Genomic DNA, 20,960 nt, shown 5'->3' with positions numbered 1-20,960 from the left:
GTGTCAGAACTTATCCTGCATCACTACGCACTGTCGCCCTTCAGCCAGAAGATTCGCAGCATGCTGGGTTACACCGGGCTGGCATGGCAGTCCGCCCTGACGCGAGAGATGCCACCGCGCCCCGGGCTGGCGCGCCTGGCGGGCGGCTACCGCAAGATTCCGGTGGCGCAATGTGGCGCCGATGTATTCTGCGATTCGCGGACCATCGCAGCTGAAATTGCCACACTGGCAGGCAACCCGGCACTGGCGCTGGAAAACCTCGATGAGGAAGCCGCGGCCTGGGCGGTGCGGGCAGATGGCGAGCTGTTTTTCCCCTGCGTGCTGACCGGCGGCACCCGAGCACTGCAACGCAAGGTGCGGGAGCAGATGTCCTGGCTGGATATCGGGCGCTTCATGCTCGATCGACTCTCCATGGGCCGCAAGGCGGCGGTCAGGATGCCCGGGCGCGGCGAAGCCCGGACGCTGGTGATGCAACACCTCGCCGCCATCGAGGCGCAGCTGCAGTCGCACTTCCTGTTCGGTGCCGAGCCCAATCACGCCGACTTTTCCACTTACCACGGCCTGTGGTTCATGCGGGAACTCGGTGAGTCGCCGTTGCTGGAGGACTTCCCGCGGACCCTTGCGTGGATGGCACGCATGGGGTGTTTCGGCGTTGGCAGCCCTCACGAGATTACCGTGGATGAGGCCCTGCTGGCTGCCGCAGCGGCGGAGCCGCGTCCGATCCCGGCGGCACAGCGGCGCGGCGCGGATGTGGGCAAGCCGGTGCGCATTGCGCCGCAGGATTACGGCCAGACGCCAACGGATGGCGTTCTGGTGGGTGTTGCGGCCCAGCGCTGGATTCTGGCGCGCGAGGTGCCTGGCCTCGGCACTTTGCATGTACACTTTCCACGACAGGGTTATACCCTCACCCGCGTGTAAGCACGGACAGACGAGCAGGCAATGGATGACAGGAATACAACCCGGCTGAAGCACAGCCGCGCCTACGCCCGCGCCAGCCGTCGGGCGCGGGTCGTTATGGAGCAGCCGGGTGGGTTGTCGGCGCTGGCGGCGTCCGCGGGCAAGAAAGCGGCGGCCCGCAGCGGTGCGCTTGCCGGGATCTGGCAGTCGGTTCAGGATGCCCTGCGGCTGGTGCGCGCCTATGCCAGCGGCACTTACCGGGAGATACCGTGGCAGTCACTGCTGATGCTGGTAGCCGCTGTGGTGTACTTCGTCATGCCGGTGGATGCCGTGCCCGACATACTGCTGGGCTTTGGTTTGCTGGATGATGCGGCGATCCTGGGCTGGACACTGCGCACGCTGGACGGTGACCTCAAACGCTTTCGCGCCTGGGAGGCACGCAACGAACCCGCGACGTCCGCTCCCGGCGCCGACCCAGGTGCGGCGGGGGATATCGATACCTGAAGCGCAGGCACGGTCGCGTGCTGCCAATCTATTGAACCAGCCGCCGGTGATGCGCCAGCCTGCGCGACATATTTGATCGCTGCTGGCTACCATGGGGGCTTCACGCCGACAGGACTCCACTATGACACTGGCCATGCTCCGCCCCGTTCGCCTCGGGGCGATAGACCTGAAAAACCGCATCCTCATGGCGCCCATGACCCGTGCTCGTGCGCCCTCCCGCGTGCCCACGCCGTCAATGGTCGAGTACTACCGCCAGCGAGCTGGCGCGGGCCTGATTATCACCGAGGCGACGCAGATCTCACAACAGGGCACGGGTACCCTGGCCACACCGGGGATTCACACGTCGGAGCAGATTGCCGGTTGGCGCGCGGTCACAGAGGCGGTGCATGGCGCTGGCGGCCGCATTGTCTGTCAGATATGGCACTGCGGGCGCGTGTCCCACAGCGTATTCCAGGAAGGGGGCGCAGCACCCGTGGCGCCCTCTGCGGTACGGGGAGCCATTCGCACCTTCACGGAAGAAGGTTTTGTGCCGACATCGCAACCGCGCGCGCTCTCACTGGATGAAATCCCTGCCGTGGTGAACGACTTTCGCCAGGCCGCTCGCAATGCCCTGGACGCAGGCTTTGATGGCGTACAGATCCACGGCGCCAACGGCTATCTCATCGACCAGTTTCTGCGCGATGGGGTTAACCAGCGCGAGGATCGTTACGGTGGCAGTATCGAGAACCGTTGCCGGTTTCTGCTGGAGGTCACGGACGCGGTCATCGACGAGGTGGGCGCGGACCGCACCGCGGTGCGCCTGTCGCCCTTCTCGACCACCTGGGATTGCCATGACAGCCAGCCGGCACCGCTGTTCCAGCATGCCATCGCGCAGCTTGGGCCGCGCGGTCTGGCGTTTCTGGAAATTGTTGAGCGTGTCTATGAATCCTCCGTCAGCGGCAGCGCTGTAGAAGCACAGGAGGGTTTCGGCATTGATGACCTGCGGGCGGGCTATCGCGGCCCGCTGGTGCTGAACGGTGGCTACAACCGCGAACGCAGCGAGGCGGTGCTGGCGGCGGGCGGTGCGGCGGCGGTGTCCATTGCGCGGCCCTATATGTTCACGCCCGACCTGGTGCAGCGCTTTGCGATCGACGCGCCGCTTAATCCCCCGGGGGACGACGCCGCGGTTTACGGCGGCGGCGATGCGGGTTATATCGATTTTCCGACCCTGCAGGGCTGAGTGCGGCCCTGTGGGCTCTGTCGCTACAGGGTGACCGTCGTTTGCGCTGGCGCGGCGCAGGGGAGCTGAATGGCAGCGGTGTTTGAGGTGTTCTGGCGCTTTCTGCTGCTCGGCTGTGTCAGCTTTGGCGGGCCGGCGGCGCACATCGGCTATTTCCAGCAGGTTTTTGTCCAGCGCCTACACTGGCTGAGCGCCGCTGATTACGCGCAGCTGGTCGCCCTGAGCCAGTTCCTGCCCGGCCCGGGGTCCAGCCAGGTTGGCTTTGCCCTGGGTCACCGGCGCGCCGGATTGCCGGGCGCACTGGCGGCATTCGTCGGATTCACGCTGCCGTCGTTTTTGCTCATGCTGAGTCTGGCGCTGTTTGCGGCGCAGTCTGCCGAAGCGCACTGGCTGGATGGCCTGGTGCGGGGCCTGAAGCTCCTGGCCGCGGTGGTGGTGGCGGAGGCGGTGCGCAGTATGGCGTTGATGTTCTGCCGTCACTGGCTGGGGGCCGCGCTCGCGGTTGCCACCGCGCTGTTGCTGCTGTGGAGTGCGGCGGGGTGGTTGCCGTATCTGGCGCTGCTGGTGGCAGCCCTGTTGGGGGCCGCAGTGCTGCCTGCGCAGGTCGACCCAACGGCGCCGGCACCCTCAACTGCAGGGCCGCGTTGGTCACCGCTGGTCGTGTTTTGCCTGCTCTTCGGGCTGCTGCCCGTGCTGGCCGATGTCAGCGCGGAGTGGCGGCTGTCCAGTCAGTTCTATCACAGCGGTAGCCTGGTGTTCGGCGGTGGCCACGTGGTGTTGCCCCTGCTGCAGCAGCAGGTGGGTGACGCGCTGGGCGAAGACCGCTTTCTGCTGGGGTATGCCGCAGCGCAGGCAGTGCCCGGGCCGATGTTTTCCCTGGCGGCATTCCTCGGCGCTGAGCTGCTCCCTGCGAGGCCGGTATGGGGTGCCCTGTTGGCCACCCTGGCGATTTTCCTGCCGGGATTTCTGCTGGTGTTGGGTTTGCAGACGGCCTGGCGCGCGGTGGCGGCACGCCCGCGCGTGCTGGGCCTGGTCGCGGGGGTCAATGCGGCAGTGGTGGGCCTGCTTGCTGCCGCCTGGGTGAACCCGATTGCCGGCAGTGCCCTGCACGGCTGGCTGGATGTGCTGCTGGTCACGGTGGGTTGGGCAGTGCTGCTGCGCTGGCGCCCGCCGATACTGGTGCTGGTGGCGGGGTTTGCCGCTATCGGTCTGCTGATGGGGGCCGCATGAGCCGCTGTCGCAAGCCGTGCTTTGGCACCGGCAACGTCCCGCGTTACACTGGCTGAATACGGTTGTAAGCAGCGTTTGCTGTTGTCTTTAACTTTACGGGAAGCCCATTATGTCCAACGAAGGTTATCACGAACCCATTGCTGAACTGAGCGACGAGACCCGCGATATGCACCGCGCCATTGTGTCCCTGATGGAAGAGCTGGAGGCGGTGGATTGGTACAACCAGCGTATGGACGCCTGCAAGGATCCAGAGCTCAAGGCAATACTGCGACACAATCGCGATGAGGAAAAAGAGCACGCGGCCATGGTGCTGGAGTGGATTCGCCGGCGTGACCCGGTCATGGATAAAGAGCTCAAAGACTACCTGTTTACCGACAAGACCATCGCGCACGAGTAAGCCGGCAGCGTCCCTGGCTGCCGGCGCGGCGGTCAGGGCATTGAAATGCCCATCAGCTGCCATTCACCCGCCTGGTCATCGTGTTCCGTGTAGCGGTACTTGACCTTCGCGCCATCGGGCGCGTTTTCGATCATGGCGTTTTTGGGTTCCTTGAACTGGATGCGGCTGCGGCGCTCAAGCTGGCACTTGCTGCCGGATTCAGCCCGTTGCGACGAATGGAACGCCACATAGACGTCGCGCCCCATCTGCTCGGCCTTTTTCTTGTCCACGGTCCCTTCCAGGATGCAGTCCTGTGTCACTTCCGCAACGCTGACTGCGGAAAACAGGGGCAGGCTGGCGATGATCAGTGCCTTGCTGATGAACCTCATGGTGTACCTCCTTGCGGCGTTTCCCAACGCCGTTGTTATAGTGGCAGGCAGTTGTGCTGCAACCTGCGTAATCTTGTCCTCAGCTTAGAGCGAATACTGCCTGCTCATCTATCGCTGTCACCTCAATGTCACAATAAATTCACATTTGTAGTGTAGGCGGTATTGCGCGGACGCGGGGGGGGTCAGGCAAACAGGCCGTGCAGGTACCAGCAGCGCTGGCGGCGGTCGTGGAAAAGCCAGTAATACTGGCCGCCATGGCCCCGTGCAATGTAGTAGTCGCGGCTGACAGGCTGCTGCCACCAGAGGTCCTCGATGCGCTCGGGGCCCCCCACCAGCTGCAGTCGCCCGCCCCAGTACAGTTCGCCGCCATTGCGGCGTGGCAGGGGCTGCGGTTCGGGCAGCAGCCAGAAAGGCCGGTGTGCACCCGTGGGTGCTGTTGTGGGCGCCTCGCCGGGTTCGGTGCCCACATGCAGGGCGCGTTCCGGCAGGTGTTCATCGCGACAGCCAATGGCGCATATCGCCTGCAGGCCCAGTCGGCTGCGCAATCGGTCCAGCAGGGCATGCAGGGGCTCGCGCTGGTTGCGCGGGCTGAACAGGTCGATGTCTGAGCTGTGCCCGGCGAGCAGCTCATGGCACTCCAGTACCAGCCCTTCGATGCCGGTGCGCAACGTGAGGGTGTCCAGCTGCAGGCGGGTGAGCTGGTACCAGGTGCTCCAATCGCTGTGGCGACTGCTGCTGCGCACTTGCAGGCTCCGGGACTGGCGGTCCACGGCCACCAGCCGCCAGTCGATGCACCCACTTTGCAGCTGTGTCTGGCGCAGGAAACCGCACAGTGCATGCAGTAACTGCTCCACGGCAGGCAGCAGTTCCGCCGTGGTTTTTACCTCATAGCCGAACCAGTACTGGTCGCTGAACTGCTGTGGCGGCTGATAATCCGGCTCAAGGTCGTTTTCCCGGCCGGTTAGCTGACGCAGGTAGTGTACGAATGGCTGCCCGCAGCGGCGCGTGAGCGCTGCCTCGGGCAGGGCCAGTATGTCGGCGAAACGGCGCAGCCCGGCGCGTTCCAGTGCTGCGACAGCTTTCGGGAATTCGTCCAGCAGGCCCAGGGGCAGGTGGCCGATGCGTTCCTGCCAGGCCTCGGTGTGGCGCGTGTCACAGCCTTCCTCATGAAACGATAGCAGCCAGGCGGCCTTGGGTGTGGGCGCGAGCCCGGCCTCGACCTGGTAGCCTCGGGCCTGCAGGGCGCGCTGTACCTCCTGCAGCAGGTTGTTCAGGCCACGGTGCAGGGTGAGGCAACTGCCAATTTCCAGTTGCAGGCAGTCGTCTCGCCAGATGTACAGGTGCGGGCTGACGCTGTAAGCCCAGCAGCACAGTTGTTGCAGGCAGTCCTGCTCAAGGGCACGGTTGCGGGTCAGGAGCTGCACAGGCAGGTCCTGCGCCAGTGCGCGCACGCTGGCGGTTGCCATACCGGCCCGCACACCCAGGCTGCTGGCGCAGTCGTTGGCGCGCAGCACACGCTGCTGCTCCAGCACCACGACGGGCTGTGTTTCGTCCAGTGTCTGGCACTGCAGCGGCAGCTGTGGAAAGCGCAGGCACAGCCAGAGGCTCACAGGGCCTCCGGGCGCAGGTGCAGAAACGGGAGGGGCAGATACCCCAGACTAATACTGTACATATATACAGTATTACGCCCCCCCGGGCCCCTGTCCAGCCCGAAGTATGTTTGGCCTTGGCGGCCATTTCCGTCATCATGGCGCCCATTTTCCGCACCCGGCGGGTCGCGGGAATCCCTTTTCACCATTATTGAGGTTGCAATGACACTACAGAAATACAAGCTAGCCGTGCTGCCCATGGCGCTTTCCACACTGTTGCTGGCCTGCTCGCGCGATGAGGCGCCTGAGCAGGCCGCCGCGCCGGAGGTTGCCGACGTCGCCGCCGCGACACAGGACGCCGTGCCCAAAGCCGCCGAGACGGCCGCATTTCGCACCTACCTTGAGGAAAACTATGCGGTGGATATGGCGCGCCTGCCGTATACCGCCAGCTACCGGGGAATCAAGACCAACCACGACCAGTGGGATCCCGTATCCGAGGAGTTTCTCGATGAAACCCTGGCGATCAACGAGGCCCGGTTGCAGCAGCTGGCTGACTTCGACCGCGCAGCGCTGTCACCCGCGGAGCAGATCTCCTACGACCTCTACAAGCTTGACCTGGAACGGCGCATTGCCGCGGATCGCTTCCGTCACCACCAGTTTGTGATTGACCAGTACCGCGGCCCCCATACCGAGGCGGCGAGCAGGTTGGTGAATATTCATCGCGTAGGTGACCTGGCGGACGCCGAAGCCTATATCGGGCGCCTGAATAACATCGCAGTCTGGTTTGACCAGGTGATCGAGCAGATGGCTATCCGCACCGAGAAGCAGCTGTTACTGGCCGACTGGCAGTATCCCCAGATCATTGAGGCAGCGCGCAATGTGATTCAGGGGGCGCCCTTTACCGAAGAAGGGGGTGACTCCACGCTGTGGGCCGACTTTCAGGGCAAGGTCAATGCGCTGGACATCACCCCGGAGCAGCGCGCGCGCCTGCTGGCCGAGGCACGCAAGGCCCTGCTGGAGTCAGTGCAGCCGGCCTACGAGCGCCTGATTGCTGCGGTCGAAGCGCAATCCGCACTGGCCAGCGGTGACGACGGGGTGTGGAAGTTCGATGAAGGCGAAGCCTTCTATGCGGAACGCCTGCGCTGGTTTACCACGACTGAGCTCAGCGCCGAGCAGGTGCACGCCATTGGCCTGCAGGAAGTTGCCCGCATTCATGACGCCATGCGCGAGGTGATGCAGGCGGTGGCGTTCGATGGCGACCTGCGGGCGTTCTTCGAGTTCATGCGCAATGACCCGCAGTTCTACTACCCGAACACAGAAGAGGGGCGCGCACAGTACCTGGCGCAGGCCGAGGCGGCGATTGATGCCATGTACAAGCGCCTACCGGAGCAGTTTGGCCTGCTGCCCCGGGCGGAGCTGGTGGTCAAGCGTGTGGAGGCCTTTCGCGAACGCTCGGCAGGCAAGGCTTTCTACAATGGCCCACCGGCTGATGGCTCGCGCCCCGGCATCTATTACGCCAATCTGTATGACATGAACAGCATGCCGATCTACCAGCTGGAGGCCTTGGCCTATCACGAAGGCGTGCCGGGCCACCACATGCAGCGCGCCCTGTCGGCTGAGCTGGAAAACCTGCCGGAATTCCAGCGTTATGCCAGCTTCACGGCCTTCACGGAAGGCTGGGCGCTGTACACGGAGGAGCTGGCCAGCGACATGAACATGTACTCGGATGCCTATTCCGAGTTTGGTCATCTGGCCATGGAGCTCTGGCGCGCCTGCCGCCTGGTCGTGGACACCGGCCTGCACAGCAAGCGCTGGACGCGGGAAGAGGCCATTGAGTATCTCGTTGAGAACACGCCGAATTCGCGTTACGACTCCACCAAGGCGATTGAGCGTTATATCGCCATGCCGGGCCAGGCCACGGCGTATATGATTGGCAAGCTGCGGATTCTGGAGCTACGGGAGAAAGCCCGTGCGGCGCTGGGTGAGCAGTTTGATATCCGCGCGTTTCATGACGAGGTGCTCAGGCATGGTCCGGTGTCCCTGTCCATTCTGGAGCAGAACATAGAGCGTCTGGTGGCCGATACGCTGGCCGCAAAAGCCTGATGCAGGCACCGTGTTCGCCGGCGTCGCTCAGACGCCGGCGTTCTCCAGCAGCCAGGTGATGATGACCTTGATCAGGAAGCCAAAGATTCCCATCGCCAGCCCCACGTACAGCATGATGGTGCCGAATTTGCCGGCGTTACTGCGTTTCGCCAGATCCCAGACGATAAAAACCATGAATGCGATGAGCGCGCCAACGCCCAGAGTGACGCCGTAGTCACTTAGCCACTGGTCCACGCCGGGCTACTCGCTGTGCACAACAGGCAAGCGTTCAGCGGCGCTGTTCAAGCGGCTGTGTCGACGCTGGCGTGCAAGTGCATGTTGCTGTTCAGGGAGTTGCTCACCAGGCAGTTGGCTTCCGCTTTTTCCAGCAGCTGTTTGGCCCGTTCGGCGTCGGTGCCCACGGGCACGGTGAGCTGTGCGGTGACGGTAATGTCGGTAAAGCGTGTGACGCGGTCAACCCGGTCCAGTGTGCCTTCGGCGCTGCACTGCAGTGCCACCCAATCCAGCTTGGACGCACGGGCAATGGCGCGAAACGTGAAAATAAAGCAGTCGGTCACGGCGCCGACCAGCAGGGCCTCCGGAGACCAGTTGCCACCCGGCCCACCAAACTCCTTGGGTGGCGCGGTGTCCAGCGCCGGGATGTCTTCGCCGGACAGTGTGACGCTGCCTTCAGCTGTGGCCGTAGCGGCAACCCGGTAGTGGTGAGGGAATTCCTGCATGCGCGTTCTCCGTGACAAGGCTGTACCAAGATGACCTCCCAAGGGCAGTTCATCCGCAGGACCCTATGCTAGCGGTCAGCCAGTCGGGAAACAATTGACCTGCCTCAACCGGCACTCATTGCGCTGCTGCCCGCCACGGTGGCCGGCCAGGCCGGCAATTCCCACAGCTGTGGCTGGTGCGGCAGTTCGTCGCTGGGTGACAGGTTCACATCCACCTGCTGCTGGCCGCCGCGCTGCTTGAGGATATGCACCTTGCGGTATTCGCGCATTTGCAGGCGCAGACCCACGGGCGAGCTTTCCGCAGCGGCCTGCTGTGAACGAAACAGTACACACAGGGTGTCGCTGTCCGCTGCGGCCAGCTGCAGTTTGCGCAGCTCGCTGTAGCGGTACTGGCTGTTGCCCAGCCAGCTGAAAACTGCGCTGCAGGTGCTGCTGCGCAAGGCCTGCTCAATGCTCCAGAGCAGATCCTCGCGGCTGCGGGGATGCACCAGCAGCACCTGCTGTGTGTCAATACCGCGAGCGGCCAGCAGGGGCGCATAGGGCGTCCAGGGGGGGGCGATAAACGCCTGCCAGCGCCCCTGCGCGCTGAGCCGCTCCATGGCGGGCAGGAACAGGCCCATGGCGCCCATGCCGGAGCTGTCGCTAAGCACTTCGACGGCAGTGGCTTCCGGCCACCCGCCCTGCAGCAGTGCAGCATCCAGCGCCCGGTAGCCTGTTTCCAGGCCACCGCTGTGGGCATCGCTGTTGGCGGAGTGTGGTAGCCCGCCGAAGTGGCCGCTGCGTCCGCGCCAGGTATCGCGGCGGAGAATAATCTGTTTCAGTGCTTCGTTCATGATGGCTTGCCTCCGAAGATTTTCATACTGTATGCATGTACAGTAGTTGCCCTCCGAAGGGAATGCAAGTGAATCTGCTGGCTGGTGACAGGGGGCAGCCTGAACCTGCCTGTCTGGGCGACAGGTCGACACGCTGTACTACTGTCTTCGCCAGACGGATGGCGACAGGCCAAACCAGCGGCGGAAGGCGCGGCCGAAATTGGCCTGTTCCCGGTAGCCCAGTATGTCTGCCACATCGGCCACACTGTAGCGCGCATCGCGCAACAGTTCTGCGGCGCAGTTCTGGCGCAGCTGTTCCAGAATGTCGCGATAGCTCGCCCCGTCCTGTTGCAGGTGGCGGATCAGGGTGCGTGGCGTGAGGTGCAGTTGGTCTGCCAGCTGCTCCAGTGTCGGCGGCGGGGCAGGCTGCAGGCGACTGGCCTCGAAGTGGCTGCGCAGCAGCATCTGTACGCGCTGTGACGCACCCATCTGGCTGGACCTGCCCGCCAGGGTATCCTGGCAGCGCGCGAGGTTACTGCGGTATACCGCTTCGTCGTACAGGGGCGAGGGCAGGGGCAACCAGGTGGCGGGCACCGACAACGAGGCGACGGGCGCAGCAAACTGCACCCGGGCCGCATAACAGGCCGCCAGCGCCTGTGGATCCCGTGGCGCTGCGCCGCTGAACGCCAGTATCACGTTGTCCCCCACCGGGTGACCGAGGATGGCGCTGAGCAATGACTCCAGCACTTTGAACACAATGGCCTCGATCCAGTGGGCAAACAGCGGGTCACCGGTTTCATCCTGCATCGTGAGCAGAAAGCGGTCTGCCTGTGTTGCGGTGGCCACTGTGACCGTGGTGATGCGCACGGCGGTGTAGCGCGCCATGACATCCAGCGCCGCACCCAGCGTCGGCGCGCTCAATGCGGCGAAGCCCAGTGGCCCGTGTGCCGCCATGCTGAACTGTTCGCCGAGTTCGGCAGGCCAAGCAGGTTGCGCCTGCTGGCGGGCGAAGTTGCGAAACAGGCGCGCCAGCAGGCGCCAGTCGATGTAGTCCTCACCTGCCAGCCGCGCTGCATTCAGGCCAGTGCCCTCCAGCAGCAGCGGCAGCGGGCAGCGGTCCGAGTGCAGCAGCAGGCGAGCGTAGGTGGCGGATACGTCCAGCGTGCGGGTCACAGGGCACCAGATGTCATTAAATGACTAATGATATGTCATTTAATGAAAGTCTGCCCGGGCCGCTCCCGTACTACACTGCGTGCAAATAACAGTAAGGATAGAGCAATGAGTGTCACCTACCGGCTGCAACACCCCGAGCAGGGGTTGATTGAATACACCGACCACAAGCGCTACCTGTGGATGTCGTCCCTCTTCATGCCGCTGTTCCCCCTGTTGGGCGTTGGCCTGTATTTTTACTGGGGCGCCGAATGGCTGCTGCTGGTGCCGCTGCTGTTCTCCTACCTGGTGATTCCCGTGCTGGATTACGCCCTCGGTTCCGACACCAACAACCCGCCCGAGGAGATCGTGCCGCAGCTGGAGGACGATCGCTATTACCGGCTGCTCACCTGGTTCACGGTGCCCATGCACTTTGTGGTACTCATCGTCATTGCCTGGTTCGTGGGCACCCAGCCACTCAGTGCCTGGTCGGTGATTGTGATGGCAATCACCGCCGGCAGTTACAGTGGCCTCGGCATCAACACTGCCCATGAGCTGGGGCACAAGAAGCCGGAACTGGAGCGGCTGCTGGCCAAGATTGTGCTGGCGGTGCCGGCCTATGGCCACTTCTGCATTGAGCACAACCGCGGCCATCACCGCGATGTGGCGACGCCTGAAGACCCTGCCAGCGCGCGCATGGGGGAATCCATCTACCGGTTTGTCTGGCGCGAGATCCCCGGTGCTTTCCGGCGCGGCTGGGCGGTTGAGAGCGAGCGCCTGCAACGCCTCGGCAAAAGCCCCTGGAGCCTGCACAACGATATCCTGCAGTCCTTCGCCATCAGCCTGGTGCTGCAGGGTGGACTGTTACTGGCCTTCGGCTGGGTGATGCTGCCGTTCCTGGCGGTACACAATGTCTGGGCCTGGTTTCAGCTGACCAGCGCCAACTACATCGAACACTACGGCCTGTTGCGCCAGCGGGAGGCCAATGGCCGCTACGAGCGCTGCCAGCCGCACCACAGCTGGAACGCGAATTACATCTTCAGCAATATTGTGCTGTTTCACCTCGAGCGCCACTCGGATCATCACGCGAATCCCACCCGGCGCTACCAGAGTCTGCGCAATTTCGCTGATATTCCCGAGTTGCCCAACGGCTATTACGGCATGTATCTGCTGGCCTACATTCCGTGGCTCTGGTACCGGGTCATGGACCCTCGCCTGCTGGCCCTGCCGCATATCCGCGGCGACCTGAGCAAGGTCAATATCGATCCTCGCCACCGGGCGGCTATCGAAGCCCGTTACGGCGATGCCTCCGCGGCGGTGGAGGTAGCCTCCGCGGGCTGAGCCTCCTGCAGCACATTGACTGTGCGGTCAGCCAGCCCGATGCCGGCCTGGTTCATGGTGAGGTAGGTGTGCGTCGCCCCGGCGTCGGTGATGCGCTCGACGTGATCTTCGTGCAGCGCGTGGGAGATGATTGGCCCGGTGAATCCCTTGGCGCGCAGGCTGCGCGCCGCCACCACCTTGGAGCCGATGTCATCCATGGCCAGTACCGCGGCCTTGATCTGGCTGATATCCACACCGCGCCAGAAGTTGCTGTCCTCGGCATCGGCAAACACCACGTTGCGGCCGGCCTCCGCGTGTGCCCGCGCCTTGTAGGTATCGCCATCCAGCCCGGCGGGTTGCAGCCCCTGTTTTTTCAGCTGGTCATAGGCGGCGGTGCCCGTGCGGCCCATGCCGAAAATCAACACGTCCGCGTCCCCCAGGCTGGTGGGTTGCTCGTCGGGGTGTATGGTGATGCGCTCAAAGGGCTGCAGACGGGGTTCCAGACGCGCGTAAAGGCGATGAGCCGTGCGGTTCAACGGCGCCGCGATGACAAAGGAGACCGACACGGCTATGGCCAGCGGCACGATCCACTCGGGCAGCAGTATCCCGGCGACGATGAGGCCGAACTCACTGTAGGCAGTCAGGCTGATGGCGGCGAGGAAGGAGGTGCGCGCGCGCAGGCGGAACGCCGTGAGCAACAGGAAGAACAGCAGGCCCTTCAGCGGCAGCATCAGGCCCACGCCCAGCGCAAACAGCAGCGCATCGACATCCGGCAGGCCAGACATGCCGATCTGCAGGAAGAAGCCGACGAGAAACACCTCGCGCAACCCCCACAGTGATTCGGCCAGTTCCTGTGAGCGGCGGTGGTTGGAGAGCAGGACACCCATCACCAGCGCACCGATCTCGGAGCTGAGGCCCATGGCGGTGAAGCCCATGCCGCCGATGACCAGTGCCAGCAGCATGCCCATCAGCACCAGCAATTCATCGTGGCCGGCGAAATCCAGCAGCCAGTACAGGAAAGGGCGTACGAAAGGCAGCAGGAAGATACCCAGTGCCCAGATATTGGGGCTCTGCCCGCTGAATACGGCGAGCACCACCAGTGCGATAATATCCTGCACAATGAGAATGCCGATGGCGGTTCGGCCGTGAAACACCGCCAGTTCCCGACGCGATTCGAGCAGCTTGGCGGCCAGTACCGTCGATGAAAAGGACAGCGCAATGCCCAGCAGCAGGGACGTCTGCCAGTCGGTTGCCAGCAGCAGGTGCAGGCCCGGGGTGAAAACCGCAACGCTGATACCGAAGTGCAGCAAGGCACCGCCGAGTACCTGGGGCTGGGCGATCTGGCGCAGCTTCAGCTTCAGGCCCACAGTGAACAGCAGGATCAGTACACCCAGGTGGGCAACGTGGTTGAGAATGTCGCCGCTTTTGCTCGGCATGCCGAGGCCGGGCCCCAGCAGGTTGATGGCAAAGCCGGCCGCGAGGAAGCCGACCAGCGGCGGCAGCCCCACCTGGCGCACGGCGAGGCCGAAAAAGAAGGCAAAGGAAATACAGACGACTTCGAACACGCAGTGGCCCCGGCGGCACTCTTCCGATGGTGAAGCCGATACTACCGCACTTTCAACAGCCCGTGTTCCTCCAGCTCCAGCATCAAGAGCTGCTGCACGATAAAGTCACGACTGCTGTCGGGGTGCATGAGATGGATGCGTTCCAGCCAGGGCCGCGCGGCCTCCTTGTCGCCGCGGTGCAGCAGCGCGCGCAGGACTTCCCGCAGGAATGTCGCCGGCTCATCGCTGAGGGCCTTGATGCGCCGCAGGCTGGCGCTCAGGGTGAGCTCCTCCGGGGTGAGGTCGGTGCCGAAGGGGTAGGCGGGCAGGCGTCCATCTGCGATGTGTGAACTGAGGGCCTTGGCGATGCGGTAGGGCGTGTTGTTGCGGGCGGCAGCCGGGACCTCGTAGTCTGCGGGCAGTTTGCCCTGTTCGATGGCCCAGTCGGCCAGTTCCTGCTGGAAACGGCTGTCGGCAATGGCGATCAGGCGTCGAATGACCTCGGCATCCGTCTGGCCACGCAGGTCTGCAATGCCGTACTCGGTGACGATGATGTCGCGCAGGTGACGGGGGATGGTGGTGTGCCCGTAGTGCGTCACAATGTTCGAGCGCAGTGCCTTGCCCTTGCCCCGGGTGCTGCGTATGCACAGCACCGAGCGTGCGCCGGGCAGGTCGTGGGCCATGGCAACAAAGTTGTACTGGCCGCCCACACCGCTGATCACGGTACCGTTCTCCAGCGCGTCGGAGGTGACGGCGCCGCTCAGGCTGACCATCATCCCGGTATTGATGAAGCGGGCGTGGCGCCTCTGGGCACAGTACAGCGGGTAGTCCAGCAACAGCTGGTTGGTGCGCAGTACGCTGGTCATGCAGATGCGTTCCTGTCCGGCGTCATCCAGGTCGCGCAGTTTCTGGTAGAAATCCCGCGGCCCGAGGAAGAAACCGCCGTGCAGCACCCGGCCGTGACGCAAGCGCCGCCCCTCACCGGCTTTCACGAGGGCGGCCCGCGTAGCCGGATCCTCCATGCTATTGGCCAGGGTAGCGCCCTCCAGTGACAGTCCGCCCTCGGCCAGTTCCAGTGTGTCTGGCAGAATGCCCCAGTACTGCAGGGTTTGCAGGCATTCGGGCGTCAGTTGTTCGGGCAGCACATTGCAGCGGCGCAGATAGTCCAGCAGGCGGGCATCGATCGCTTCTGAAATCAGCCCGTCATTCAGACCCTGTTGCAGCGCGAGCAGGTCGTAGACCCGGCGCTTCACGACCCCGGCCTCCATCAGGTGCAGCATGCCGTTGACGAACATCTCCGTGGAGACGTAGAGGCCCTGCTCGAACGGGCCGTGTTCGGTTTGGCAGCCGCTGTCGATACGGGTCAGCCTGTCGACCGCGTCCTGCCAGGCGGCGGGCTCTTGCTGGCGCAGGATAAGCGCATGGGCGACCGCATCGCCCAGGGCGCCGATACCGATTTGCAGGGTGCCGCCGTCCACCACCAGCGTGCTGGCATGTAGCGCGGTGGCGTAGTCGGCGGCGGGTACAGCGGCGTTGGGCACGGCAAACAGGGTGCGCTGGTACGCCGGGTTTTCTACAACGCCGTCAAACAGGGTGGCGGGCACTTCCGCGTCATGGCGCATGAAGGGGAGATCCCGGTGAACCTGGGCAAAGCAGAGGAAATCGTTCTGCCCTTGTGCGCGCTTGCTGCGAATGACATCCAGCGCCACGTCCGGGTTGCAGGACAGGCTGAGTGACAGCCCGTGGTCCGTATCGCGCGCGGCCACCAGTTGCAGCAGCACGTTCACCCCGGCGGCCATCATGTCGCGGGCAATGTGCGTGTAATTGCTGGAGATGTACTGCTGCTGCGCTGCGGGCATGTTTTTCATTGATCCGGCTTTGAAGTACAGCTCGCTCACCTGGATGTTGGGCGGCAGCCCGCCAGCGCGCTGGGCCTCCATATACGCCAGCGGTTCATAGTCGCCAAAAATACGCTCCACAATGGGGCCGGCCAGCTCCGCCTCAATGTGACTGGCGGGCTTGGGCACCTCCAGCGACAGAGCGGTGTAGATGTGCAGCTCAATGTCCGGATCCTGCTCGGCACGCCGGAAAAACGCATTGATCAGCTGCACCGGTTTGCCCAGGCCGAGTGGGGCACCCAGTCGAATTGTCTTACCCAGCCTGGCGATTGTGTAATCGACGCAGGCTTCCGCTGTTGCAAACCGCTCTGTCATGGTCATCTCGCTCTTTGCCAGTTTTTTTGGTGCAGGAACAAGACTATCAAAGCACAGGCGCCAGGGGGGTATCTTGATCTGGCGCAAGGCCGGCAGCCGCCGGGTGGCCGGAAGGGGAGATCAGCCGGCGAGGGTCAGCAGGAGGCGGTCCAGGCGATCCCAGGGGTTACCGTCGGCATAGCCCTTGACGCTGCCATCGACCTGCAATGCATCCTGCAGCAGAGCGCCCAGAGTGCGACTGCTGTGGCGTCGCAGGGCGCGGGTGACGGCAGCTTCGCGGCTCTTCCAGACCCGGTGACTGTTGAGCACGGTGCCCAGCGGCTGGCATGCCTCGACCTCGAGCTGCAGCGCATACAGCGTACGAATTTCCCGTGCCACCGCCCACAGCAGCGGCACGACATCGGTGCCCTCGGCCCGCAGGCCGTGCAGCATGCGCAAGGTCGCTTCGGGTTTGCCGGCCAGCGCGGTATCGACCATGGTGAAGAGGTTGTAGCGCGCGTTGTCCAGCACAGCGGTAGTGACTGTCTGCAGGGTGACGTTATCCCCGCCGGCCAGCAGTTTCAGCTTTTCGACTTCCTGTACGGCTGCATACAGATTGCCCTCGAGACGTTCGGCGAGCAGTTCCAGTGCATCCTCATCAATGCCCAGACCCGCCTGGCCCAGTCTCTGGCGCAGCCAGCGGGGCATGTCGCGCGCGGTTACGGGCCACACCTGGACCACGGCGCCGACTTTGTCCAGCGCCTTGAACCACTTGCTGTTCTGGGACTGGCGGTCGATTTTGCCGCTGATGACGAGGAGTACGTCGTCGCCGCTGGCCTGCTCCAGGTAGGCACAGAGCGCCTTGCTGCCCTCGGCGCCCGGCTTGCCGTCCGGGAGACGCAGCTCAATCACCTTGCGCTCCCCGAACAGGGACAATTCCGCGGCGCTGTGCAGCAGTGCTTCCCAGCTGAAGTCTTTGGGTGCTGTATCCAGCACCTCGCGCTCCGTGCATCCGGCGGCGCGAGCCGCGCTGCGTACGAGGTCGGCACACTCCTGCAGCAGCAGCGGCTCATCGCCCGTCAACAGGTAAACCGGCAGGCACTGGTCCTGCAGGTGTTTGGCGAGTTGCTCCGCCTTGAGCTGCATTATTGGGCTGCGGCGTGGAATCCGATCCGGCGCAGAATCTGTTGCGCCAGTTCGCCGCGCATCTCCGCCTGCAGGATGCGAATCTCTTCCGCTTTGCCCACCACATTGCTGGGATCGTTTTCCATCTGCTTGGTGACGACGGCCTCCGAGGGTTCCATAGCGATCGACCCGTCCGGTGCGCGTACCGTGAAGCGGGTTTGCAGGGTGAGTTCGAATTCCGCTGCCCGCGCCTCACTGGTGAGCGACAGGTTGCGCTGGCTGAAGCGCTCGGGCTCGAGCTGCAGGATATAGGCGGCGTCCTTGCGATCCACCCATTCGATACCGTTGGCAGAGAAACGGGAGCGCAGTTCCCGGGTGAATTCGCTGTTCGGGCTGCCGGTTTCCAGGTGCAGTTGCCGCCACTCGGCGGGGAGTCCGGTGGAGCTGGCAGCGCCCCGCAGCTGGAAGCCGCAGGCGCTCAGCAGGATGGCCAGAAACAGGGTCGATGCTATGCGTACCATGGGTAACGTCCCGGCCATCAGTTAGCCACTATGTTAACGAGTTTCCCCGGCACCACAATCACCTTGCGCACAGTCACCCCCTCCAGGAACCGCTGCACATTGTCCTGGGCCATGGCTTCTGCCTGCACGGCTGACTTGTCCGCATCTGCCGGCACGGAAATCTGCGCGCGCACCTTGCCATTGACCTGTACCGCCATGTCAATGCTGTCGCGCACCAGCGCTGACTCATCCACGGCGGGCCAGGGTGCGTCCAGCAGCGGGCCGGTGCCGTCCAGCAGCGGCCAGAGGTGGTGGCAGATATGCGGCACAATGGGGCTGAGCATCAGCACCACGGCCTGCAGGGCCTCGCGCACGACGCTGCGCGCCTCGGCGTGTGACTGGTCGAGTCGCGCGATGTCGTTGCACAGTTCCATGATGGCGGCGATCGCCGTGTTGAAAGTCTGTCTGCGACCGTAGTCATCGCTCACCTTGGCGATGGTTTCGTGGGTCTTGCGACGCAGCTGGCGCTCCGCGTCGCCGGAGGCCGCTGCGGGCTGCCCCGCTGCCGGGCCGGCTTCCAGGTGCGCATGCACCAGCTTCCACAGTTTGCGCAGAAAGCGGCTCGCGCCTTCGACACCGGCATCGTGCCACTCCAGTGTTTGCTCCGGCGGTGCAGCAAACATGGTGAACAGGCGTACCGTGTCCGCGCCGAAGGTCTCAACCGCGGAGTGCGGGTCGATACCATTGTTCTTGGACTTCGACATCTTGGTCACGCCACCGGAGATCACGGCCTCGCCGGTGTTGCGTTCAACGGCACGCACCACGCGCCCGCGGTCGTCGCGCTCCACGTCGACATCCGTCGGTGCCACCCAGACCCGGCTACCACCGGGGCCCTCCCGGTAAAACGATTCCGCCAGCACCATGCCCTGGCAGAGCAGGCGTTCAAAGGGCTCGCTCGAGGTGACCAGGCCTTCGTCACGCATCAGCTTGTGGAAGAACCGGGCATACAGCAGATGCAGAATGGCGTGTTCAATGCCGCCGACATACTGGTCAACCGGAAGCCAGTAATTGGCCAGCTCCGGGTCCAGCATGCCATCTTCGAAATCGGGGCAGGTATAGCGGGCGTAGTACCAGCTGGACTCCATGAAGGTGTCGAAGGTATCGGTTTCACGCTCCACGGGCCTGCCGTCGAGCTCGTCCTGACGCCATGCCGGGTCGGCCTTGATCGGTGAGATAACGCCGTCCATCTGCACGTCTTCGGGCAGCAATACCGGTAATTTATGCGCTGGTACCGGAATTTCCCCGCCCTCGGGCAGGTTGAGCATCGGGATGGGCGCGCCCCAGTACCGCTGTCGGGAGACGCCCCAGTCACGTAACCGGTAATTCGTGGTGACCCGACCGCGCCCGGCTTGTTCCAGCCGGTCGGCGATGGCGGTAAACGCTTCCTCCGACGTCAGACCGTCAAACGCGCCGGAGTTGATCAAGGTGCCCTTGACGGTGGCCGCGGCCTGGCTGAGGTCGGCTTCGGCGCCGTCTTCTGCGGCTATCACGGGCCGTATCGGCAGCTTGTAGGTGCGGGCAAACTCCCAGTCGCGCTGGTCGTGCGCCGGTACCGCCATGATCGCACCCGAGCCATAGTCCATCAGCACGTAGTTGGCCACCCACACGGGCACCTGCTCACCGTTGAGCGGGTTGATGGCGCGCAGCCCCGTATCCAGTCCGCGCTTTTCCATGGTGGCCATATCGGCCTCTGCCGAGGACTGGGTCTTGCAGGCTTCGATAAAGGCCTGTAACTGCGGATTGTTCTCTGCCAGGGCGCGGGTGACCGGGTGCTCGGCGGCGAGGCACATGTAGGTGACGCCGAACAGCGTGTCGGGCCGCGTGGTGTATACCTCGATGCGTTCCATGCCGGCGACCGGGGTGGTGAGGTCAAAGCCCAGGTCAACCCCGCGGCTCTTGCCGATCCAGTTGCGCTGCATGGTACGGACCTGTTCCGGCCAGTGCGGCAGCTGCTCAAGGTCCGCCAGCAGTTCCTCGGCGTAGGCGGTGATGCGAATGAACCACTGGGGAATTTCCCGGCGCTCCACCAGCGCGCCGGAGCGCCACCCGCGGCCGTCGATCACCTGCTCGTTGGCGAGCACGGTCTGGTCCACCGGGTCCCAGTTGACCGTGGCCATTTTCTTGTACACCAGCCCTTTTTCGTAGAGCCGGGTGAAGAACCATTGCTCCCAGCGGTAGTAGGCTGGCTGGCAGGTGGCGAGCTCGCGCGACCAGTCGAAGCCGAATCCCAGGCTCTGCAGCTGGCCCTTCATGTAGGCGATGTTCTTGTAGGTCCAGGCGGCGGGAGCCGTCTTGTTCTGCACGGCCGCATTTTCGGCCGGCAGCCCGAAGGCATCCCAGCCCATCGGGTGTAGTACGTTCTTGCCGAGCATGCGCTGGTAGCGGGAAATGACATCGGTGATGGTGTAGTTGCGCACATGGCCCATGTGCAGTTTGCCACTGGGGTAGGGGAACATGGCGAGACAGTAGAATTTCTCCCGGCTGTCGTCCTTGTGCACGGCAAAACTCTGCTCGGTCTGCCAGTATTCCTGGGCCGCCTGTTCGAGGATTTTGGGCTGGTAATGGGGGTCCATTGCTTCGGTGTACTCAACTGGTCCGGGCACGGACCTCTGGCAACCGACATGCGGCGGCTGCGGGTCCGGTGCAAAAAAACGCGATTCTATCAGTATTCAGTGCGGGCGGCGAAGGCCGCGGTGCGGGGTGTGCAGCCCGCGCCGCACATCAGGCGAGGTGCAGCAGTGGCAGTCGGTCGCGCAGTGCAGCCCCATCGCCGACAAGATCAGCGAGACTTGTATCATCAAGCTCCCGGTAGAACGCCTCCACGCCCCGGTGGAAAAGCCCCGTTAACTTGCAGGCTCCTGCCAGCGGGCAGCTGTTGGTGGCGGGGTTGAAGCACTCTACAAAGTCGCCGCTGTCCTCGAGTTTCCGCACCACCTCGCCAACTCGTATCCGCTCCGGGGCCATCCCCAGTTGAATGCCACCATGTCGTCCGCGCATGGTCGACAGGTAGCCCAGTTGCCCCAGATGCCGTGCGGACTTCAGCAGATGGGCTCTGGAGATATCGAAGGCGGCTGCGATGTCGGCGATGCGCACCAGCCGCCCTGGGTGGCTGGCACAATACATGAGAATGCGCAGGGAATAGTTGGTGTAGGCAGTGAGGCGGATAGCGGCGACTCCTGAAAAATTTATATTAGTGGTTGCTTATATCGGCCGAATTATAAATACTATATTA

Annotated in this window: 19 protein-coding genes; 7 read left to right on the top strand and 12 right to left on the bottom strand. The window is 63.8% G+C overall.

What is annotated here, in order from left to right; all coding sequences use genetic code 11:
- The 5 genes from AACZ17_RS08830 (at position 1) to AACZ17_RS08810 (ending at position 4,247) form a co-directional block, all read left to right on the top strand.
- A complete protein-coding gene (locus AACZ17_RS08830) occupies positions 1 to 918 on the top strand; it encodes a glutathione S-transferase family protein (protein ID WP_290737556.1) in 918 nt (305 codons plus the stop codon).
- Between the two features lie 21 nt (positions 919 to 939).
- Positions 940 to 1,401, top strand: a complete 462-nt coding sequence (locus AACZ17_RS08825) for a YkvA family protein (RefSeq protein ID WP_290737554.1) — start codon at positions 940 to 942, stop codon at positions 1,399 to 1,401.
- Positions 1,402 to 1,522: 121 nt separating this feature from the next.
- On the top strand, positions 1,523 to 2,620 hold the full coding sequence (locus AACZ17_RS08820; RefSeq protein WP_290737551.1) for an alkene reductase: 1,098 nt from the start codon (positions 1,523 to 1,525) through the stop codon (positions 2,618 to 2,620).
- Between the two features lie 69 nt (positions 2,621 to 2,689).
- Positions 2,690 to 3,850 carry a chromate efflux transporter gene (gene chrA, locus AACZ17_RS08815; RefSeq protein ID WP_290737548.1) on the top strand — a complete coding sequence of 387 codons (1,161 nt, stop codon included), beginning with the start codon at positions 2,690 to 2,692 and terminating at the stop codon, positions 3,848 to 3,850.
- A 109-nt stretch (positions 3,851 to 3,959) separates the two neighbouring features.
- On the top strand, positions 3,960 to 4,247 hold the full coding sequence (locus tag AACZ17_RS08810) for a ferritin-like domain-containing protein (RefSeq protein ID WP_290737545.1): 288 nt from the start codon (positions 3,960 to 3,962) through the stop codon (positions 4,245 to 4,247).
- Between the two features lie 32 nt (positions 4,248 to 4,279).
- Here the strand turns inward: AACZ17_RS08810 and AACZ17_RS08805 are convergent, their stop codons facing one another.
- A complete protein-coding gene (locus AACZ17_RS08805; protein WP_290737542.1) occupies positions 4,280 to 4,615 on the bottom strand; it encodes a hypothetical protein in 336 nt (111 codons plus the stop codon).
- 182 nt (positions 4,616 to 4,797) lie between these two features.
- On the bottom strand, positions 4,798 to 6,225 hold the full coding sequence (locus AACZ17_RS08800) for a DNA polymerase Y family protein (RefSeq protein ID WP_290737539.1): 1,428 nt from the start codon (positions 6,223 to 6,225) through the stop codon (positions 4,798 to 4,800).
- Positions 6,226 to 6,426: 201 nt separating this feature from the next.
- Between AACZ17_RS08800 and AACZ17_RS08795 the strand changes: the two genes are divergently transcribed.
- Positions 6,427 to 8,307 carry a DUF885 domain-containing protein gene (locus AACZ17_RS08795; RefSeq protein ID WP_290737536.1) on the top strand — a complete coding sequence of 627 codons (1,881 nt, stop codon included), beginning with the start codon at positions 6,427 to 6,429 and terminating at the stop codon, positions 8,305 to 8,307.
- A gap of 27 nt (positions 8,308 to 8,334) precedes the next feature.
- On the opposite strand, the gene AACZ17_RS08790 is transcribed toward AACZ17_RS08795, so the two are convergent.
- From AACZ17_RS08790 to AACZ17_RS08775, 4 genes are all read right to left on the bottom strand, one after another.
- The gene (locus AACZ17_RS08790) at positions 8,335 to 8,541 is read right to left on the bottom strand and encodes a DUF2788 domain-containing protein (RefSeq protein ID WP_290737534.1); all 207 of its coding nucleotides are present in this window, start codon (positions 8,539 to 8,541) and stop codon (positions 8,335 to 8,337) included.
- 47 nt (positions 8,542 to 8,588) lie between these two features.
- Positions 8,589 to 9,026: an OsmC family protein gene (locus tag AACZ17_RS08785; RefSeq protein WP_290737531.1), complete on the bottom strand. Its 438-nt coding sequence runs from the start codon at positions 9,024 to 9,026 to the stop codon at positions 8,589 to 8,591.
- A gap of 104 nt (positions 9,027 to 9,130) precedes the next feature.
- A complete protein-coding gene (imuA, locus tag AACZ17_RS08780; protein WP_290737529.1) occupies positions 9,131 to 9,859 on the bottom strand; it encodes a translesion DNA synthesis-associated protein ImuA in 729 nt (242 codons plus the stop codon).
- Between the two features lie 138 nt (positions 9,860 to 9,997).
- Positions 9,998 to 11,011 carry an AraC family transcriptional regulator gene (locus AACZ17_RS08775; protein ID WP_290737526.1) on the bottom strand — a complete coding sequence of 338 codons (1,014 nt, stop codon included), beginning with the start codon at positions 11,009 to 11,011 and terminating at the stop codon, positions 9,998 to 10,000.
- A 105-nt stretch (positions 11,012 to 11,116) separates the two neighbouring features.
- Between AACZ17_RS08775 and AACZ17_RS08770 the strand changes: the two genes are divergently transcribed.
- A complete protein-coding gene (locus AACZ17_RS08770) occupies positions 11,117 to 12,328 on the top strand; it encodes an alkane 1-monooxygenase (RefSeq protein WP_290737523.1) in 1,212 nt (403 codons plus the stop codon).
- Here AACZ17_RS08770 and AACZ17_RS08765 read toward each other — a convergent pair.
- From AACZ17_RS08765 to AACZ17_RS08740, 6 genes are all read right to left on the bottom strand, one after another.
- Positions 12,283 to 13,872, bottom strand: a complete 1,590-nt coding sequence (locus AACZ17_RS08765; protein WP_290737520.1) for a cation:proton antiporter — start codon at positions 13,870 to 13,872, stop codon at positions 12,283 to 12,285. The two genes, AACZ17_RS08770 and AACZ17_RS08765, sit on opposite strands and share 46 nt — an antisense overlap.
- A gap of 41 nt (positions 13,873 to 13,913) precedes the next feature.
- Positions 13,914 to 16,064, bottom strand: a complete 2,151-nt coding sequence (locus AACZ17_RS08760; protein ID WP_290737515.1) for an acetyl-CoA hydrolase/transferase C-terminal domain-containing protein — start codon at positions 16,062 to 16,064, stop codon at positions 13,914 to 13,916.
- A 120-nt stretch (positions 16,065 to 16,184) separates the two neighbouring features.
- Positions 16,185 to 17,189 (bottom strand): DNA polymerase III subunit delta, encoded by a 1,005-nt coding sequence (gene holA / locus AACZ17_RS08755; protein ID WP_290737513.1) that lies wholly within the window; start codon positions 17,187 to 17,189, stop codon positions 16,185 to 16,187.
- Positions 17,189 to 17,689, bottom strand: coding sequence for an LPS assembly lipoprotein LptE (gene lptE / locus AACZ17_RS08750; protein ID WP_290737510.1), 501 nt, complete (start codon positions 17,687 to 17,689; stop codon positions 17,189 to 17,191). The genes holA and lptE overlap by 1 nt, the downstream gene beginning before the upstream one ends.
- Positions 17,690 to 17,706: 17 nt before the next feature.
- The gene (gene leuS / locus AACZ17_RS08745) at positions 17,707 to 20,301 is read right to left on the bottom strand and encodes a leucine--tRNA ligase (protein WP_290738014.1); all 2,595 of its coding nucleotides are present in this window, start codon (positions 20,299 to 20,301) and stop codon (positions 17,707 to 17,709) included.
- Positions 20,302 to 20,449: 148 nt separating this feature from the next.
- Positions 20,450 to 20,893 (bottom strand): Rrf2 family transcriptional regulator, encoded by a 444-nt coding sequence (locus AACZ17_RS08740; protein ID WP_290738012.1) that lies wholly within the window; start codon positions 20,891 to 20,893, stop codon positions 20,450 to 20,452.
- Positions 20,894 to 20,960 lie beyond the last annotated feature (67 nt).

The organism is uncultured Haliea sp. (genome assembly GCF_963973825.1).
Classification (GTDB): Bacteria; Pseudomonadota; Gammaproteobacteria; order Pseudomonadales; family Halieaceae; genus Haliea.
This window is presented reverse-complemented; position numbering and strand designations above follow the sequence as displayed.

Excerpts from the sequence above, each read along its gene's own strand:
- leuS (WP_290738014.1), bottom strand. The coding sequence starts at position 20,301 with ATGGACCCCCATTACCAGCCCAAAATCCTCGAACAGGCGGCCCAGGAA.
- AACZ17_RS08820 (WP_290737551.1), top strand. The coding sequence starts at position 1,523 with ATGACACTGGCCATGCTCCGCCCCGTTCGCCTCGGGGCGATAGACCTG.
- AACZ17_RS08770 (WP_290737523.1), top strand. The coding sequence starts at position 11,117 with ATGAGTGTCACCTACCGGCTGCAACACCCCGAGCAGGGGTTGATTGAA.
- AACZ17_RS08785 (WP_290737531.1), bottom strand. The coding sequence starts at position 9,026 with ATGCAGGAATTCCCTCACCACTACCGGGTTGCCGCTACGGCCACAGCT.
- imuA (WP_290737529.1), bottom strand. The coding sequence starts at position 9,859 with ATGAACGAAGCACTGAAACAGATTATTCTCCGCCGCGATACCTGGCGC.
- AACZ17_RS08760 (WP_290737515.1), bottom strand. The coding sequence starts at position 16,064 with ATGACAGAGCGGTTTGCAACAGCGGAAGCCTGCGTCGATTACACAATC.
- AACZ17_RS08810 (WP_290737545.1), top strand. The coding sequence starts at position 3,960 with ATGTCCAACGAAGGTTATCACGAACCCATTGCTGAACTGAGCGACGAG.
- AACZ17_RS08795 (WP_290737536.1), top strand. The coding sequence starts at position 6,427 with ATGACACTACAGAAATACAAGCTAGCCGTGCTGCCCATGGCGCTTTCC.
- holA (WP_290737513.1), bottom strand. The coding sequence starts at position 17,189 with ATGCAGCTCAAGGCGGAGCAACTCGCCAAACACCTGCAGGACCAGTGC.
- AACZ17_RS08805 (WP_290737542.1), bottom strand. The coding sequence starts at position 4,615 with ATGAGGTTCATCAGCAAGGCACTGATCATCGCCAGCCTGCCCCTGTTT.
- chrA (WP_290737548.1), top strand. The coding sequence starts at position 2,690 with ATGGCAGCGGTGTTTGAGGTGTTCTGGCGCTTTCTGCTGCTCGGCTGT.
- lptE (WP_290737510.1), bottom strand. The coding sequence starts at position 17,689 with ATGGTACGCATAGCATCGACCCTGTTTCTGGCCATCCTGCTGAGCGCC.
- AACZ17_RS08825 (WP_290737554.1), top strand. The coding sequence starts at position 940 with ATGGATGACAGGAATACAACCCGGCTGAAGCACAGCCGCGCCTACGCC.